Annotated in this window: 17 protein-coding genes; 9 read left to right on the top strand and 8 right to left on the bottom strand. The window is 58.0% G+C overall.

The genetic code is table 11. The features are described from left to right. Positions 1 to 126 precede the first annotated feature (126 nt). From GAL_RS16855 to GAL_RS16825, 7 genes are all read left to right on the top strand, one after another. Complete coding sequence (locus GAL_RS16855) at positions 127 to 2,175, top strand: TonB-dependent receptor domain-containing protein (protein WP_024098768.1); 2,049 nt, start codon at positions 127 to 129, stop codon at positions 2,173 to 2,175. Positions 2,176 to 2,202: 27 nt separating this feature from the next. Beyond that, positions 2,203 to 2,634, top strand: coding sequence for a hypothetical protein (locus GAL_RS16850; RefSeq protein ID WP_024098767.1), 432 nt, complete (start codon positions 2,203 to 2,205; stop codon positions 2,632 to 2,634). Then, entirely contained in the window at positions 2,631 to 3,275 is a 645-nt protein-coding gene (locus tag GAL_RS16845) for a MotA/TolQ/ExbB proton channel family protein (RefSeq protein ID WP_024098766.1), read from the top strand. The genes GAL_RS16850 and GAL_RS16845 overlap by 4 nt, the downstream gene beginning before the upstream one ends. Further along, positions 3,265 to 3,648 (top strand): ExbD/TolR family protein, encoded by a 384-nt coding sequence (locus GAL_RS16840; protein ID WP_024098765.1) that lies wholly within the window; start codon positions 3,265 to 3,267, stop codon positions 3,646 to 3,648. Before GAL_RS16845 ends, GAL_RS16840 begins: the two co-directional genes overlap by 11 nt. Then, positions 3,648 to 4,037: an ExbD/TolR family protein gene (locus GAL_RS16835; RefSeq protein ID WP_040104334.1), complete on the top strand. Its 390-nt coding sequence runs from the start codon at positions 3,648 to 3,650 to the stop codon at positions 4,035 to 4,037. The genes GAL_RS16840 and GAL_RS16835 overlap by 1 nt, the downstream gene beginning before the upstream one ends. After that, positions 4,034 to 4,879 (top strand): energy transducer TonB family protein, encoded by an 846-nt coding sequence (locus GAL_RS21980; RefSeq protein ID WP_024098763.1) that lies wholly within the window; start codon positions 4,034 to 4,036, stop codon positions 4,877 to 4,879. The genes GAL_RS16835 and GAL_RS21980 overlap by 4 nt, the downstream gene beginning before the upstream one ends. Positions 4,880 to 4,987: 108 nt before the next feature. Then, a complete protein-coding gene (locus GAL_RS16825; RefSeq protein ID WP_024098762.1) occupies positions 4,988 to 5,635 on the top strand; it encodes an SGNH/GDSL hydrolase family protein in 648 nt (215 codons plus the stop codon). A gap of 329 nt (positions 5,636 to 5,964) precedes the next feature. On the opposite strand, the gene ureG is transcribed toward GAL_RS16825, so the two are convergent. From ureG to GAL_RS16790, 8 genes are read right to left on the bottom strand one after another with little or no spacing between them, the layout of a single operon-like run. Beyond that, positions 5,965 to 6,579, bottom strand: coding sequence for an urease accessory protein UreG (ureG, locus tag GAL_RS16820; protein WP_024098760.1), 615 nt, complete (start codon positions 6,577 to 6,579; stop codon positions 5,965 to 5,967). Then, positions 6,576 to 7,238: an urease accessory protein UreF gene (locus tag GAL_RS16815; RefSeq protein WP_040104313.1), complete on the bottom strand. Its 663-nt coding sequence runs from the start codon at positions 7,236 to 7,238 to the stop codon at positions 6,576 to 6,578. Before GAL_RS16815 ends, ureG begins: the two co-directional genes overlap by 4 nt. After that, complete coding sequence (locus GAL_RS16810; RefSeq protein ID WP_024098758.1) at positions 7,228 to 7,710, bottom strand: urease accessory protein UreE; 483 nt, start codon at positions 7,708 to 7,710, stop codon at positions 7,228 to 7,230. Before GAL_RS16810 ends, GAL_RS16815 begins: the two co-directional genes overlap by 11 nt. A 12-nt stretch (positions 7,711 to 7,722) precedes the next feature. Beyond that, the gene (gene ureC, locus GAL_RS16805; protein ID WP_024098757.1) at positions 7,723 to 9,462 is read right to left on the bottom strand and encodes an urease subunit alpha; all 1,740 of its coding nucleotides are present in this window, start codon (positions 9,460 to 9,462) and stop codon (positions 7,723 to 7,725) included. Then, entirely contained in the window at positions 9,462 to 9,767 is a 306-nt protein-coding gene (locus tag GAL_RS16800; protein WP_024098756.1) for an urease subunit beta, read from the bottom strand. Before GAL_RS16800 ends, ureC begins: the two co-directional genes overlap by 1 nt. After that, positions 9,764 to 9,931, bottom strand: a complete 168-nt coding sequence (locus tag GAL_RS22550; RefSeq protein WP_024098755.1) for a hypothetical protein — start codon at positions 9,929 to 9,931, stop codon at positions 9,764 to 9,766. The genes GAL_RS16800 and GAL_RS22550 overlap by 4 nt, the downstream gene beginning before the upstream one ends. Positions 9,932 to 9,955: 24 nt before the next feature. Beyond that, on the bottom strand, positions 9,956 to 10,258 hold the full coding sequence (locus tag GAL_RS16795; RefSeq protein WP_024098754.1) for an urease subunit gamma: 303 nt from the start codon (positions 10,256 to 10,258) through the stop codon (positions 9,956 to 9,958). A 1-nt stretch (position 10,259) separates the two neighbouring features. Beyond that, positions 10,260 to 10,958 (bottom strand): urease accessory protein UreD, encoded by a 699-nt coding sequence (locus tag GAL_RS16790; protein ID WP_024098753.1) that lies wholly within the window; start codon positions 10,956 to 10,958, stop codon positions 10,260 to 10,262. A 573-nt stretch (positions 10,959 to 11,531) separates the two neighbouring features. Between GAL_RS16790 and urtA the strand changes: the two genes are divergently transcribed. Both urtA and urtB read left to right on the top strand, forming a co-directional pair. Then, positions 11,532 to 12,827: an urea ABC transporter substrate-binding protein gene (gene urtA / locus GAL_RS16785; RefSeq protein ID WP_024098752.1), complete on the top strand. Its 1,296-nt coding sequence runs from the start codon at positions 11,532 to 11,534 to the stop codon at positions 12,825 to 12,827. A gap of 70 nt (positions 12,828 to 12,897) precedes the next feature. Continuing rightward, positions 12,898 to 14,898 carry an urea ABC transporter permease subunit UrtB gene (urtB, locus tag GAL_RS16780; protein WP_040104337.1) on the top strand — a complete coding sequence of 667 codons (2,001 nt, stop codon included), beginning with the start codon at positions 12,898 to 12,900 and terminating at the stop codon, positions 14,896 to 14,898. Position 14,899 lies beyond the last annotated feature (1 nt).

Here is a 14,899-nt window from a genome sequence, read left to right as displayed (position 1 = left end):
TTATCAGCTTTAATAACAGACACAAGCGGAATTTATGATTCCACCAGATCTATCAGACAAACGACCAGGCCAGCCCCGCCGCAAGCATTTGGTTCACAGAACTAGACTAATGCGAAGGGACGCGAGATGGGGAAATACCAAAAGGGATGGCGGTTGCTGAGCACCGTATCTGTGTTGGGCCTGCTAGCCAGTGCAAACAGCTTGGCGGCACAGGATATTGCGGAAGACGGCGATTTTCTTGGGACGATTGAGCTGGGCGCAGGCAAGCGCGAGGTGCAGACCGACACCGGGGTGCCGCTCACCGTTATCAACCAAGAGGAAATCGACGACCGGCAAGCGGCAACAATTGCCCAATTGGTTGAGTCCGTACCAGGCGTGACACTGGTGAATGGCACCACCCCGCAGTCTTCCGGCATTTCGATCCGTGGCTTTGGCGCTGACGGGACCTATGGATCCAACCCACGCGTGTTGATCACCATTGATGGGGCGACCACTGGCGGCGAAGAGATCTATCGGATCGGCAACCAGCTATTCACAGATCCGGCACTCTATAGGGAAATCTCGGTCATCCGCGGAACCGTTGGCAGCTATGAGTATGGATCCGGCGTTGTCGGTGGTGTCGTACAGCTGGAAACCAAGGATGCATCTGACTTCACCGGCGGCGAAATCGGCACGCGCTTCCGGCAAACTCTGGAAGCACAGTCTAACGGCACCGGATGGGCGTCATCCTCCATTCTGGCTGTGCAGCCAACAGAGGATCTGGAATTTCTTCTGAACTACACAGTCCGCGACAATGACTCCTATGACAATGGTAATGGTGTTGAAACCGCAAATAGTGGCTTCCGTAACTATTCCTATCTGGCGAAGGGTCGCTACACGTTCGGAGATTCCCGCGAACACGCCCTGAGTGCCTGGTATAATGTTACCCATTCGGACGACAACAGCGTGCCCTATGACATTCTGGGCGCGTCCTCCGGTGGTGGGTTCTACTTTGGCGATGTGGATCGGATCACAGATAGCCGGACCGCAGGACTGCGTTACGAATTCGATGCGGTTGACAACGACCTCATCCATTTTGAGGCGACACTGACCTATGCGGAACAGGACATCGACAGCACGTATGTTGTTGGCAGCTGCGCTGGTTTCCCGGGCTGTGATGCCTCTGTGTCAGACCTGTTGAACGCGGATCACAACTATAAAACCACCAAACTGCAGCTGAAGAATACCAGCTATTTTGACACCGGCATTGCCTCCCACGATCTGCGGCTTGGTCTGGAGATCACAAATCGTGAACGCCTTGATGCGAATTCGGCCCCTGGTGGCACCGACCGCAGGGTCGCGCTGTTTGCAGTGGACGACATTCAGTTTGGTGACCGTTTCACGCTGACCCCTGCCCTGCGCTATGAAACGCAGGACCTGAAAGGCACGGACACTGTGTCTCCCGGGGCGACTGATCCCTATAACGGTGAGATCAAGAATGATGCTCTGATGGGCGGGCTATCGGCGCGCTATGAGTTCGACAGCGGTTTTGCCGTCTTTGCGAGCGCCGCATACACTGAAGTTCTCCCGATCATTGACCGGTTGGACAAGGATCCTTCGGTCTGGGTGCCGGAAATTGGGACCACCTATGAGGCTGGTTTTTCCTATCAGAATCAAGATGTCTTTACCTCCGGCGACCAGTTGGCCTTTAAGGTCAACTACTATGACACCAACCTGAGCGATGTCCGGGTTGCCGGCGATGTGCTGACACAGGTGGATGTCGACGGCTTCGAAGTCGAAGCGTCTTACGGCATGGCGAACGGTCTCTATTTCGACCTGAACGGAACCGTTGCAGATGGTGAACAACGTCGCCCGGATGGCACTGTGTCAGAGTATACTTTGGCTCCGGTTGGTTCTGCTGCGCTGACAGTTGGCAAACGGTTCAACGACACGCTGGATCTGAGCTGGGAAGTGGTGGCTGCAGAAAGTACAAATGCCATCAATGGCAGCGGTCCATTGCCAGGTTACGGAGTCAATAACCTGCGCGCGACCTTCCGGCCGCAAAACGGCATGCTTGAAGGGACCGAAATCCGGTTAGGCGTCGAGAACGTTTTTGACAAACAGTATCAGACCCAACTCTCAACCCGTGCTGCGGCCGGGCGCAATTTCAAGCTGACGGTTTCCAAAACCTTCTGATCCTAAAGGCAAATCGAGAGGTGTTCCATGACACTTGGATTGAAAACCGGAAAACCCCTGCTGCTGGCCGCTGTGCTGGCAGCAGCAAGTGGCGCCGCAGCGCAAGAGCCCGACAAAACAGGGGTCACCATCGAGCTGAGTGACGCCGAACCGGTCGGCCAGGCCTGTAAAATGTCCTTTGTTGTGCAAAATGGCCACAAGGCGGACATCGGCAAGGCGGTCTATGAGACCGTCTTGTTCGATGATCAGGGACAAGTGGCGCGGCTTACGCTTCTCGATTTTCAGGATCTGCCTGCCGGGCGCCTGCGCGTGCGGCAGTTCCAGTTTCCTCACACCTGTGCAGGTATCAGCCGGGTCCTGATCAACGGTGCTGATACCTGCACCGGCGACGGGCTCCCAGATGGGGCCTGCAGCCGCGGGCTGGTGCTGAGCAGCAAGGTGATGGAGCTGGCAGGATGACATTCGTTCAGGATGCCCTTTCCAAGGTGCTGGAATTAGGCGGACCGGTTGTGTTGCTTTTGCTGGCAGTTTCGGTGCTGACCACTGCACTGATCCTCTACAAGATCTGGCAATATCGCTCTGCCCGCGTTGGGCAGCATACGGCGCTGGCCGCTGCAGTCGCAGCCTGGGATCGCGGTGAAGGTGAGGCTGCCCTCAATAAGCTGGGCCATAGCCACTCCTATTTGGTCCCGGTGATACGGCTGGCCCTCTCAGGTCCGCAAGACACAATGCTGGCCGAGCGTGCCGACGCCGAAGCAGAGGAAAGCTTCTCCCAGTTGGAACGCGGATTGGGAACATTAGACATGGTGGCACAGCTGGCACCTCTGCTTGGGCTTTTCGGTACGGTGATCGGCATGATTGAGGCGTTTCAAGAACTGCAGTCGGCGGGCTCGTCAGTTGACCCTTCACTGCTTGCGGGCGGCATCTGGGTGGCGCTGCTGACCACTGCGGCAGGGTTGGCTGTCGCAATGCCCACCTCACTTGTGCTCAGCTGGCTCACCGCCCGCATGCAGCGCGAGAGGGTCTTTGCCAATCGTGCTCTGCGCACCATCTTTGCCCCGACAGCCCAGACCCGGCCTCAGGTGGCGCATGGCACTTAAACTGCACAGCGCGGGTCGTGGCAGGCTCTCGATGACCTCGCTCATCGATGTTATTTTTCTGCTGCTTCTGTTCTTCATGCTGACGTCAACTTTTTCAAAGTTCGGCGAGATTGAACTGATAGCGGCGGGACGCGGAGCTGACGCCGCAGAGCGGCAGATGCTGTTTATCAAGCTTGGGGAAGACAGCCTGACCTTGAACGCACAGCCCGCCGACCTTAGTCGCATTGCCGATCTGATCCGCCTGCAGCCACAAGCCGGTGATGGCCACCTGGTTTTGATTAGCCCAGGCGAGGGGGCGTCCTCACAACGTCTGGTCGATCTGCTCTCGCAGTTGCGCCAGGTGGCTGACCTCCAAGCTGTGGTGCTGGGATGATGCGTATCCGGCCACATAAAGCGAGGCAGAAGGAACCGACGATTGCGCTGATTAACATTGTTTTTCTGATGCTGATCTTCTTCATGATCGCGGGCACCTTGGCGGTGCCACTCGACAAAGATGTCACGCTGATTGAGGCCAAGGACCTGGAGGGGCGGGAACCACCGGATGCCTTAGTGGTGCATGCTGATTGCAGGCTCACCCTGCGCGGCAAGGTGCTGGCAGATGCCGCCACATATGCTGCGATGCTGACCGAAGAGGAGCGCGCCGAGGTGCGGATCGTACCGGATCGCGATCTGCCGGCCCGGGATCTGGTCAAACTGGGCAACGCGTTGCGCGCTGCCGGCGCTCAAAACGTGCTGCTGGTTTCCGAAAGAGCGTTGCCATGACAGTCCCACACTCCCGGCTCATCGGCGTGTTCGCCCTGTTCGTGGCCGCAGCGGGCCATGCGGGCATGGCGCAGCTGAGTGTTCCTGAAAAGGCCGAACTCAGCGGTGGGAATACTGGTCTCGCCGCCCAGGGCTTTGCCTTTGCCGATTTGGTGCAAGGTGTGGATGCGCCGATTGATGCCAAGGAGTTGCCGGATGCAGACATAGCCGCTGTTCCTACTGCAACCACGTTATCACCGCAGGTTGAGAAGGTTGTGGTAGAAGCCGTACAATCTGCCGTGCAAACCCCGCCGCCCGGCGCCGTTCCGATCTTACCGGCTCTTGAGGCCGAGCCGATCCAGTCGGAGAAATTGTCAGAACCACGTCAACCTGAAACGGCAACTGCGGCACCAAAACCGGAGGTGCTTGAGCCACTGCCGGACGCCAAACCGGAACCGAAGCCTCGGCCCAAACCCACAAGAGTGCAAAAGCGTGGGAACAATGCGGAGCAGAACACTCTGGCGGGAACTCAGTCAGGCACCGCCCCAAAGCATTCTGGGCAGGCTCAGACATCCCCGGGCACGGCCAAACAGCAGGGCAATGCGACCGCAGACAATTACCGCGGAAAGGTTCTGCGGCGGGTGATGCGCGCCAAACGTCAGCGGGTCAACATCCGCGGGGCAGCGCTGGTTCGGTTCACGATCACCGGCAGCGGCGCTCTCGGCTCCGCCCGCATTGCCAAAAGTTCGGGCTCGTCAAAACTAGACAACATTGCTCTTGCACAGGTTCGCCGCGCGGCTCCATTTCCACCACCACCCAAGGGTGTCAGGCCATCTTACACGGTCAAAATCAAAGGTAAATAGCTGTTGCAACGGCAGGTTGTTCACCTACTCATGCGTCGATGAAGGCAGAACTGACGTCGCCATGTTGTGCCGGTTTGATCCTGAGCCCAACCGTATTACGTCAGCAACATGAAACACTTGATGATTTTGAGCATTCTGCTGCTTTGTGCTTGTGGGCGGAGCGTGCCCGATGAAGCGCGTATCGTTGTGGCTGGGGACTCTATCATGGCCTGGAACCGCAGCGGTGGTGGGGCGGTAGCAGATGAGCTGGAGAGGCGCCTCAGAGAGCCGGTGGGCGATGTCTCGCTGTCATTTGCACGGCTTATCGGGGGTGGTGGGGCGTTGAATATTCCCTCTCAGCTGAACGAAGTTGAAGCAGATTGGGTGGTGTTGAACGGCGGCGCCAATGACCTGAGCGGAAGCGGATGTAGCTGCAGGGTCTGCGACAACGTGCTTGATCGGCTGATCTCTGAGAGCGGAACGAGGGGGGCAATTCCTGAGCTGGTCGCAGAACTGCGCCGCCGTGGACCCCGCGTGGTCTGGTTGGATTACTACACTGCTCCGCGATACGCTGGGACAACCTGTGTTGCGCCATACCGGATATTGGAGAGGCGCTTGGATCGCATGGCGGCAGCAGATCAGGGGGTGACCGTTTTGGACTTGGATTCGGTGTTCCGACCTGACGATCTCTCGCTTTTCTCCAGGGATCGCGTTCACCCGTCCCGGCGCGGGTCAGGTCGCATTGCGGACCTTGTGGCGCCTGTTCTTGTTCGTTGACTGTTGTGGTCTTTTCCGATGTCAACCTTTGCTCACATGTGAATTCCAAGCGCCACGATCAAAACCGAGAAGGCCGGACAGGAACGCCAACCGCCCGATCAAATAGCACTGTTATGCCGGACCGTTCAGGACGGACCGGCACTTGCGGCATGACACTTCGGTGTATGGCCCGGTTTGACTGCGGCCGCCGCATCGAAGTCCGCTTGGTGCGGATCTCCTATGCTTGCGAATGTTGCGTCTTGACCTGGGGCGGTGACGAGCTTTCAAAAAAGATGCGCAGGTTGAAGCCCGGCGGCGTGACTGGGTTTGTGAAGGACCTCTTCGCTACATTAGTCGAGACCACCCAAGTCGCAGACCAGCGTGTGGATGGCGTCGATACCGTCGCGGGCCTTTAGGTTGGCAAAGATAAAGGGGCGTTCGTTTCGCATGCGTTTCGCATCACGCTCCATCACTGAGAGATCCGCGCCGACATGAGGCGCCAGATCTGTTTTGTTGATGATCAGAATGTCCGAGCGAGTGATTGCAGGACCGCCTTTGCGTGGGATTTCTTCTCCTGCGGCAACATCAATCACATAGATTGTCAGATCGGCGAGCTCGGGGCTGAATGTAGCCGATAGGTTATCACCACCGCTTTCGATCAGGATGAGTTCAAGATCAGGATGGCGTTCGCGCAGCTCGGCCACAGCACCAAGGTTGATGGACGCGTCTTCGCGAATAGCGGTATGGGGACAGCCGCCGGTTTCGACTCCCAGAATCCGGTCTTGTGGCAGGATCTGCTGGCGCATCAGCGCCTCGGCGTCTTCCTGTGTGTAGATGTCATTGGTGATCACCGCGATGGAGTGGCTGTCGCGAAAAACCTCGCTCAGCGCAGCAGTCAGAGTGGTTTTGCCTGCGCCGACCGGTCCGCCAATTCCAATACGCAGGGGCCCGTTGAGAGTGGTCATGTGCGAAAGATCCTTGAATGCTGAGTTTCGTGTTTCATTGCGGCAATGTCGGCAAGGAAGCTGGTAGAGGACAGGCGCTGTAGGTCACCATCGCGGGTTTGTTCTGCGATTTCCTGGCAGAGCGGTGCTAGGGCATGGAGGGTTGCCTGCGCCGCGCTTTGCCCGATAGGGGCGAGGCGCTGACCTGCCGCCACAAGGTTCGCGGCAAAGGCTTGCAGATACAGCGCGATGGTTGCTTGCAAGGGCATTGAAAAGCAGATTGCTGCAAAGCCGACAGCGACAGGGTAAGTGAGTTTGGCGGGTATGCCGTTCTGGTCCGTTTCCGGCCATACGCTACGGGTGATCTGGCCAAACGCCGCGCCCTGGAGGTCGGTTTCGCGCAGGCGTTCCAGGGATGGTGCATAGGCGCGGCACTGAGCGTCGATCTGCGCCACGGCGTCAGGAGACGGGGCGTGATAGGTCGCAGCGAGGAACAGTGCATCAGACCAGCCTCCGCCGTTCCGTAGAACCGTTGCGATCCAGTCCTGCAAGTCGGTTGCTGTACTGACCGCAGCGGAGGTTACGGCCCATTCCAACCCGTGCGAGTAGCTGAACGCACCCACCGGATATCCGGGCGAAAACCACTGCGCCAGGGTCAGCAATTGCGCATCAGTGGGCATGGGAGTGCCCGTGCCCGTCGTCATGTGAATGAGAGTGAGAATGGCTATAGGTGCGGCCATGTCCGTATGCTCCGCCCTCGGGGGTGAACGGCTCCACTACATCGCGCAATGCTGCACCGAGTTTCTGTAGCATGTCGCGGATTACATGGTCGCGCTGGATCAGCAGGCGATTGGCCTCTATCTGGCAGGGCATGTGACGGTTACCAATATGCCAGGCCAGACGGAGGATGTGGTCGCCTGTCACTTCCAGAAGCGCCTCATCTGCCGGGCGAACACCGATTTTGCGTCCGTCTTCCAGCACAAAGGCGTCCCCTGCATCAAGCGATTGCGTAGATCGAAAATCGGCCAGAAACCGCAGACCGCTATCGCTGGTCAGTACTTTGCGCCGTAGGAACCGATCCTCATAGCTTAGGGTGATCTGGTCTTCTGTATCATGCGCATGGATTTTGTGTTGGCTTAGGGGGAGGGACATCCGAGAACTCCGTCAGAATAGAAAATAGCGCTGCGCCATCGGTAGGTCGTCGGCCGGGGCACAGGTCAGAAGTTCGCCATCTGCACGGACCTCATAGGTTTCCGGGTCGACCTTGATCTCTGGCAGGGCGGTGTTGAGTTTCAGATCAGATTTACCAATGTTGCGCGTGTTCCTGACCGCGCAGGTCTGTTTGGCGAGGCCAAGGTGTTGGCCAATTCCGCCTGCTTCTGCTGCCTCTGATACAAAGGTGACGGAAGAGTTTTCCACCGAGCGTCCGAAGGCCGCGAACATCTGGCGTGAATAGACTGGCTGTGGTGTGGGGATGGAGGCATTGGGATCGCCCATCTGCGCCATGGCGATAGATCCACCAAGTAGAACCATCTCTGGCTTCACGCCAAAGAACGCCGGGTCCCACAAAACAAGATCAGCCCGTTTTCCGACTTCGATACTGCCGATCTCATGGGCAATACCGTGGGCAATGGCGGGGTTGATGGTGTATTTTGCAATATAGCGGCGGACGCGGAAGTTGTCGTTTTCGCCGGTCTCTTCCGGCAGGCGCCCCCGTTGCTTTTTCATCTTGTCGGCAGTTTGCCAGGTGCGGATCAGGACTTCGCCGACACGGCCCATGGCCTGACTGTCTGATGCGATGATCGAAAAGGCGCCCATATCATGCAGGATATCCTCTGCGGCGATGGTTTCGCGGCGGATTCGGCTTTCAGCGAAAGCGACGTCTTCGGGGATCGATTTGTCGAGGTGATGACAGACCATCAGCATATCCAGATGCTCTTCGATGGTGTTGACGGTGAACGGGCGTGTGGGATTGGTGGAGGAGGGCAGAACATGTGCCTCTCCGCAGATTTTAATGATATCTGGCGCATGACCGCCACCTGCGCCCTCGGTATGGAAGGCATGGATGGTGCGCCCCTTCAGCGCTGCAACGGTATGTTCCACAAAGCCAGATTCATTCAGTGTGTCGGTGTGGATCATCACCTGCACGTCCATCGCGTCTGCGACAGAGAGACAGCAATCAATGGCAGCGGGGGTGGTCCCCCAGTCTTCGTGCAATTTCATCGCGCAGGCACCTGCGGTGATCTGCTCTTCCAGTGCGCGGGGCTGAGAGGCGTTGCCCTTGCCTGCAAAGGCCATGTTCATGGGAAAGGCGTCAGCCGCCTGCAGCATACGTCCGATGTGCCATGGTCCCGGCGTGCAGGTCGTGGCGAGGGTCCCATGCGCTGGTCCGGTGCCGCCGCCCAGCATGGTTGTCAGCCCGGAATGCAGCGCCTCTTCGATCTGTTGAGGGCAGATAAAGTGGATGTGGCTGTCAAAACCACCTGCGGTCAGGATCCGTCCTTCTCCTGCGATGATTTCGGTTCCCGGTCCGATGATGATCGTGACACCGGGTTGTGTGTCCGGGTTGCCTGCCTTGCCAATTGCAGCGATGCGCCCGTCTTTCAGGCCGACATCGGCCTTGTAGATGCCGCTATGGTCCACGATCAGCGCATTGGTGATGACCGTGTCGACCGCCCCCTCGGCGCGGCTGGCCTGTGATTGGCCCATGCCGTCGCGGATCACCTTGCCCCCGCCGAATTTCACCTCTTCCCCATAGCTTAGCGCCTTGCCGTCGCCGCTGGCTTCGGCGATCAGGTCGCGCTCCACCTCAATGATGAGATCAGTGTCTGCCAGACGCAGGCGGTCGCCCACCGTTGGGCCAAACATTGCCGCAAAATCGGCGCGTGTGATTTGGGAAGGCATCAGAGGTCTCCCATGATGGCGGCGTTGAAGCCAAAGATGCGCCGTGCGCCGGATATCGGGATCAGCTGCACTTCGCGGCGCTGGCCTGGTTCGAACCGCACGGCTGTGCCCGCTGCAATATCAAGACGCTGGCCGCGTGCGGCATCCCTGTCAAAGTCGAGCGCCGGGTTTGCCTCGGCAAAGTGGTAGTGCGATCCTACTTGAACCGGTCGATCGCCGGTGTTTGCAACCATCAGACGGGTAACGGGGCGATCCGGGTTCTGCTCCAGATGGCCCGAAGCGGGGAAGAGTTCGCCGGCGATCATTTGCGTCGCCACAGAAGGCTTGCACAGCCAATGACCACGGTCGCGAGTAAGGCTGCCAGAAGCCATGTCTCCGCGCCGTGGGGGTGAATATGTGCGCCGCTATGGGCGAGGGCAGGGCTGCCGATCAGTAGCAAGAGAGAGAACAATGCAGGGCGTAGTGTCATGGGTTTAGATCTCCTGAATGTGGATCAGCGAATGGGGTTGTGGACGGTGACAAGCTTGGTTCCATCGCGGAAGGTCGCTTCGACCTGGATGTCGTGGATCATCTCGGCAACGCCCGTCATACAGTCGTCGCGAGTGATGACCTGTGCGCCCGCTTCCATCATGTCCGCGACGGATCTACCGTCGCGTGCCCCCTCGACCACCGCGTCTGTTATCAGCGCTATGGCTTCGGGATGGTTCAGTTTTACACCGCGCGAGAGGCGCCGCCGGGCCACCTCTGCGGCCATGGAAATCAAAAGCTTGTCTTTTTCACGTGGGGTCAGATTCATGTCAGATCATCCAGGGTCGGGGAAGAGGGGCGCCGTGCAGATTGCTGAGGATCGGCAGCAGTAACTGGCGCAAGGCAAAACTGTCGGGAGCGAGGGCACGCAGGATCAAAAGATCATCGCCGATTAGGCTGGCACCGGCAGTAGGGCCGAGTTGTGCACGTAAAGGAGCAAGCCTGCCTTGGGCATCGGGCGCGACATATACCAGAGTCGCAATGGCGCCTGCGCCACCGGCCGTTGCAGGTTTGGCCAGATGTGCGGCGACATCGCCCTGCAGACGTATCGTATCCAGGAACAGGGGGTGCCCGGCGCGACGAATGTCGATGCGATCATTAAGGTGGGCTTTGGTTAGTTTCTCGCCCATGGCGGCCCGCCCAAATACCAGCGTTTCACACAACAAAAGGCGGGAGTGTGCGTTCAGATCAACGGTGAGGCTTCGGTCCAGGTTGCAGTCCTGAAACAGGATTGTTTCCTGAGGAAGCCAAGCGAGGCTGGCCCGGGGTTCAACGCTGAGCGCGTTGCGGACCATGCCCATCTGTCCGGGCTGCGCACGATAGGCGCGTTCGGCGGCCTGGGTGGTGAGTGTCAGTGATGTCCCGGCGCGGGCAGTGGCATTCAGATTGAGTTTATCACCACCTGTCACACCGCCTGCGGTATTGACGATCACTCCCTGCAGCGCAGTGTCACTGGTACGCGGAAACAAGAGCTTCAGCGATCCAACCTGCCGGAGGTCGGCCAGGACTGATGCGCTGCCACGCCGCTTGGTTGAGACTGAGATATCTCCAACGGCGCGTGGGGGAGCTGATTGTATTGATGCGGCAGGCGCTGTTTTGGCTTGCTGGTACCGGGTTACAGGCAGTTCACAGGCATGGTCGGGCCAAGACGATTGCTGGCGTTGAGATGAAGGTCTGGGCGTCATGCCGCTGATTTCATCACAGCGCAGACCCACCGCCAGCGCAAAGCGAGCTATTCGGCATTCTGCGCCAAGCCCTGCGCAAAATAGAGGCCAATTGCTGGATTGATGATGAAAAAACAGGCGCGCACATGGTTGGCGCTACGTGATTTTCTCGACGCGTTTGCGAAATTTTCTGCGATGCAGAATGCTGGGTCCATCCACAAGGGCATGACCCAGAGAGACTGTGGATGTGTGACGACCGGAGGAATTTGCGATCTCGCCAGCCGCCACACGGATGCAACACGAAGCTGCCCGGTACAGGTAGGAAATCCGGCGCCCCGGCGCAAGGGATCCACCGTCGTTCCGGCGAGGAGAGACTATATGATCACCCGAAAATCTGTTTCGGTAACGAAGGCCACCGTTGTGGCATTGGCGATGACGACGATTGGAACCGGGGCCTTTGCTGCAGATTGCCCGATCAAGGTGGGCGTCCTGCACTCGTTGTCCGGTACGATGGCAATCTCTGAAACGACTCTGAAGGATACCATGCTGATGCTGCTCGAAGAGCAGAACGCCAAGGGTGGCGTGCTGGGATGTGAGCTGGAGCCGGTTGTCGTTGATCCTGCGTCGAACTGGCCGCTGTTTGCGGAGAAAGCCCGTGAACTGCTAAGCGTGCACGAGGTGGATGTGATTTTTGGCAACTGGACCTCGGTAAGCCGGAAGTCAGTGTTGCCAGTGATCGAAGAGTTGAACGGTCTGCTGTTTTACCCGGTGCAATATGAGGGTGAGGAAAGCTCGCGTAATGTGTTCTATACGGGCGCGGCACCGAACCAGCAGGCGATCCCGGCAACGGATTATTTCCTGGAAGAGCTTGGTGTTGAGAAGTTTGCGTTGCTCGGCACAGATTACGTCTATCCGCGGACGACCAACAATATTCTAGCCAGTTACCTGGACCAGAAGGGGGTCGCGGAGAGCGATATCTTTGTGAACTACACACCGTTCGGTCATTCCGATTGGTCAAAGATTGTCGCGGATGTCGTTGCCTTGGGCGCGGACGGTAAGAAAGTTGGCGTGATCTCCACCATTAATGGCGATGCGAACATCGGCTTTTATAAGGAACTGGCGGCGGCTGGTATCAGTGCGGATGATATCCCTGTGGTGGCCTTCTCCGTGGGTGAGGAAGAGCTGTCGGGCCTGGATACCTCCAACCTTGTCGGACATCTGGCCGCTTGGAATTACTTCCAGTCCGCTGATGGAGAGGCCAACAGCGCTTTTGTGGAGAAATGGAAGGCGCGCATGGGTGATGCACGCGTCACGAATGACCCCATGGAAGCCCACTACATCGGTTTCAATATGTGGGTGAATGCTGCCACAGAAGCGGGCAGCACTGATGTCGATGCTGTACGAACTGCGATGTATGGGCAGGAGTTTCCGAACCTGACAGGCGGTACAGCTGTCATGCTGCCTAACCATCACCTCGCCAAGCCGGTTCTGATTGGCGAAATTCTGGACAACGGCCAATTCGATATCATCAGCCAGACCGAAGAGGTGCCCGGTGATGCTTGGACGGATTTTCTTCCTGAATCTGCGGTTTTGACCTCGGACTGGAAGGATCTTGGCTGCGGAATGTACAATACCGAGACCAAGAGCTGCGTACAGACATTGTCCAACTACTGATTTCGCAGGAACCAAAGGAAGGGGGGCACCCCTTCCAACTTGCTCTCTTTCAATGGAAATGACCTCTATTATGACACGGTTTTTTGCCGCTGGTCTGCTTGTCCTGTGGGGCTGCCTTGCTGCCATGGCCCAGACGATGCCGACGTTGGAGTTGCCTCAAACCGAGGTATCAACGACGTCAAATGCGCCCCTTCAGCAACTTCTTCAGTCACAGTCTGACCTTATCACCGCCAGTTCACGGCGGACAATTCAACCCGCCATTGATGCGGTCGCGCAGAGTGGTTTGGACGAGGTGCAGACGCTTTTGCAGCTGTGGCAGAGCAAAAAACTGGTCATGCGCAAGTCGGATGGGCTTTTCTTTCGGGGCGATACGAGGGGAGATAGTCGTTATGAACTGACGGATCTGGACAGTGGAGCTGTGGTCGGGGTTGTTGGCACAGCAGATCTCAAACAGATCAAACCCAATTCTGGCGTGCGCGCCCTGATTGGCACCGCTCTTGTACGGTTCCAACTGAACGATCCGGTGGCTGCGATCCGCAGGGCTGCGGTCACCTCAATTGGGCGGGATCCGTCGGCAAAAGCGCTGGAGCCTCTGCGGGCGTCGATCCTCAGCGAAGCCGACGAGGACCTGCGCGTTTTAAAGCAGCGTCAGGAGCGCTTGCTGACCATCCGATTTGACAATGATCCCAAGGCCCGTGTCGCCGCAATCGAAGACATGTCGGGCGATCTGGGTGTTGATGTGCGCGCGGCCCTGAACCCGCTGCTGGACACCTCGTTGCAGATTCTTCCTGAGGGAGAGCTAGCAACAGGAAATGTCGCGGCAGAACGTCGTATCGGTCAGGACTTTAGCCAAGCCGACGCCTATGCTGTGTTGGTTGCCAGAGGGTTCGCCGAACCGCAGTTGCAAAGCGACGAGATCAGACAGGCGCTAGAGGCACATATTGTTGACGGGCGTGTGGCAGGAATTCCTCTGGCGCAACTCTCGGATATGGCCACGCGGCGGAGTGCATATGGCAAGCTGGCTGCGGCAGGGGTGGTGCGTCTTGGTCCCACATTGCCGGAAATGGCCGACACTGTTGCCCGTTACCGGTTTGTCGATATCTATAATGAGGCCTCTTCTGCCGTGACCAATGCAGCGGAGACGGCGCTGGCACGGAGCAACCGCAAGGTTGCCTTCCATAAGGCGGCGGATCTGGCATTGGATGCAATATCGCTGGCTTCCATTTATTTCCTCGCAGCCATTGGGTTGGCGATCACCTTTGGCGTGATGGGGGTTATCAATATGGCGCATGGTGAGTTCATCATGATGGGCGCCTACACTGGTTACGTGATCCAGCTGGTGATCCCGGATCACACGCTTTCCATTCTGGTGGCGATCCCCGCTGCGTTTTCTGTCACCTTTGGTGCGGGGATTGCGATGGAGCGGTTGGTGATCCGATGGCTCTACGACCGCCCTCTGGAAACACTGCTCGCTACTTTCGGCATTTCGATTGCGCTGCAACAGCTGGCCAAGAACACCTTTGGCACACAAGCGCGTCCGCTGACCGCACCGGGCTGGCTCGATGGCGCGTGGATCGTGAATGATGTGGTGTCGATCAGCTATATCCGCATTGCGATTTTTGGTCTCGCGCTGGGCTTTCTCGCGCTGCTTTTGTTCATCATCCGTCGCACACGCCTGGGATTAGAAACACGGGCAGTAACACAGAACCGCACTATGGCGGCCTCAATGGGAATCAATCCGGACCGTGTGAATATGCTTACCTTTGGTCTGGGGTCAGGCATTGCGGGGATTGCGGGCGTGGCGATCGGATTGTTTGCGAAGGTCACATCGGAGCTGGGCAACGATTACATCGTGCAGAGTTTCATGACGGTGGTTGTCGGCGGGGTCGGCAGTATCTGGGGGACCCTGGCGGGCGCTGTGATGATTGGCTTCTCCCAGAAGGGGATCGAATGGCTCAACCCCTCCAATACGCTTGCTGCGCAGACCTACATGATCGTGTTGATCATTATCTTCATTCAATTCAGGCCGCGTGGGATTGTTGCCCTGCGCGGGCGCGCGGCGGGAGATTGAT

Source organism: Phaeobacter gallaeciensis DSM 26640, from assembly GCF_000511385.1.
In the GTDB taxonomy this organism is placed as follows: Bacteria; Pseudomonadota; Alphaproteobacteria; order Rhodobacterales; family Rhodobacteraceae; genus Phaeobacter; species Phaeobacter gallaeciensis.
This window is presented reverse-complemented; position numbering and strand designations above follow the sequence as displayed.

Excerpts from the sequence above, each read along its gene's own strand:
- GAL_RS16855 (WP_024098768.1), top strand. The coding sequence starts at position 127 with ATGGGGAAATACCAAAAGGGATGGCGGTTGCTGAGCACCGTATCTGTG.
- GAL_RS16850 (WP_024098767.1), top strand. The coding sequence starts at position 2,203 with ATGACACTTGGATTGAAAACCGGAAAACCCCTGCTGCTGGCCGCTGTG.
- GAL_RS16845 (WP_024098766.1), top strand. The coding sequence starts at position 2,631 with ATGACATTCGTTCAGGATGCCCTTTCCAAGGTGCTGGAATTAGGCGGA.
- GAL_RS16840 (WP_024098765.1), top strand. The coding sequence starts at position 3,265 with ATGGCACTTAAACTGCACAGCGCGGGTCGTGGCAGGCTCTCGATGACC.
- GAL_RS16835 (WP_040104334.1), top strand. The coding sequence starts at position 3,648 with ATGCGTATCCGGCCACATAAAGCGAGGCAGAAGGAACCGACGATTGCG.
- GAL_RS21980 (WP_024098763.1), top strand. The coding sequence starts at position 4,034 with ATGACAGTCCCACACTCCCGGCTCATCGGCGTGTTCGCCCTGTTCGTG.
- GAL_RS16825 (WP_024098762.1), top strand. The coding sequence starts at position 4,988 with ATGAAACACTTGATGATTTTGAGCATTCTGCTGCTTTGTGCTTGTGGG.
- ureG (WP_024098760.1), bottom strand. The coding sequence starts at position 6,579 with ATGACCACTCTCAACGGGCCCCTGCGTATTGGAATTGGCGGACCGGTC.
- GAL_RS16815 (WP_040104313.1), bottom strand. The coding sequence starts at position 7,238 with ATGCCCACTGATGCGCAATTGCTGACCCTGGCGCAGTGGTTTTCGCCC.
- GAL_RS16810 (WP_024098758.1), bottom strand. The coding sequence starts at position 7,710 with ATGTCCCTCCCCCTAAGCCAACACAAAATCCATGCGCATGATACAGAA.
- ureC (WP_024098757.1), bottom strand. The coding sequence starts at position 9,462 with ATGCCTTCCCAAATCACACGCGCCGATTTTGCGGCAATGTTTGGCCCA.
- GAL_RS16800 (WP_024098756.1), bottom strand. The coding sequence starts at position 9,767 with ATGATCGCCGGCGAACTCTTCCCCGCTTCGGGCCATCTGGAGCAGAAC.
- GAL_RS22550 (WP_024098755.1), bottom strand. The coding sequence starts at position 9,931 with ATGACACTACGCCCTGCATTGTTCTCTCTCTTGCTACTGATCGGCAGC.
- GAL_RS16795 (WP_024098754.1), bottom strand. The coding sequence starts at position 10,258 with ATGAATCTGACCCCACGTGAAAAAGACAAGCTTTTGATTTCCATGGCC.
- urtA (WP_024098752.1), top strand. The coding sequence starts at position 11,532 with ATGATCACCCGAAAATCTGTTTCGGTAACGAAGGCCACCGTTGTGGCA.
- urtB (WP_040104337.1), top strand. The coding sequence starts at position 12,898 with ATGACACGGTTTTTTGCCGCTGGTCTGCTTGTCCTGTGGGGCTGCCTT.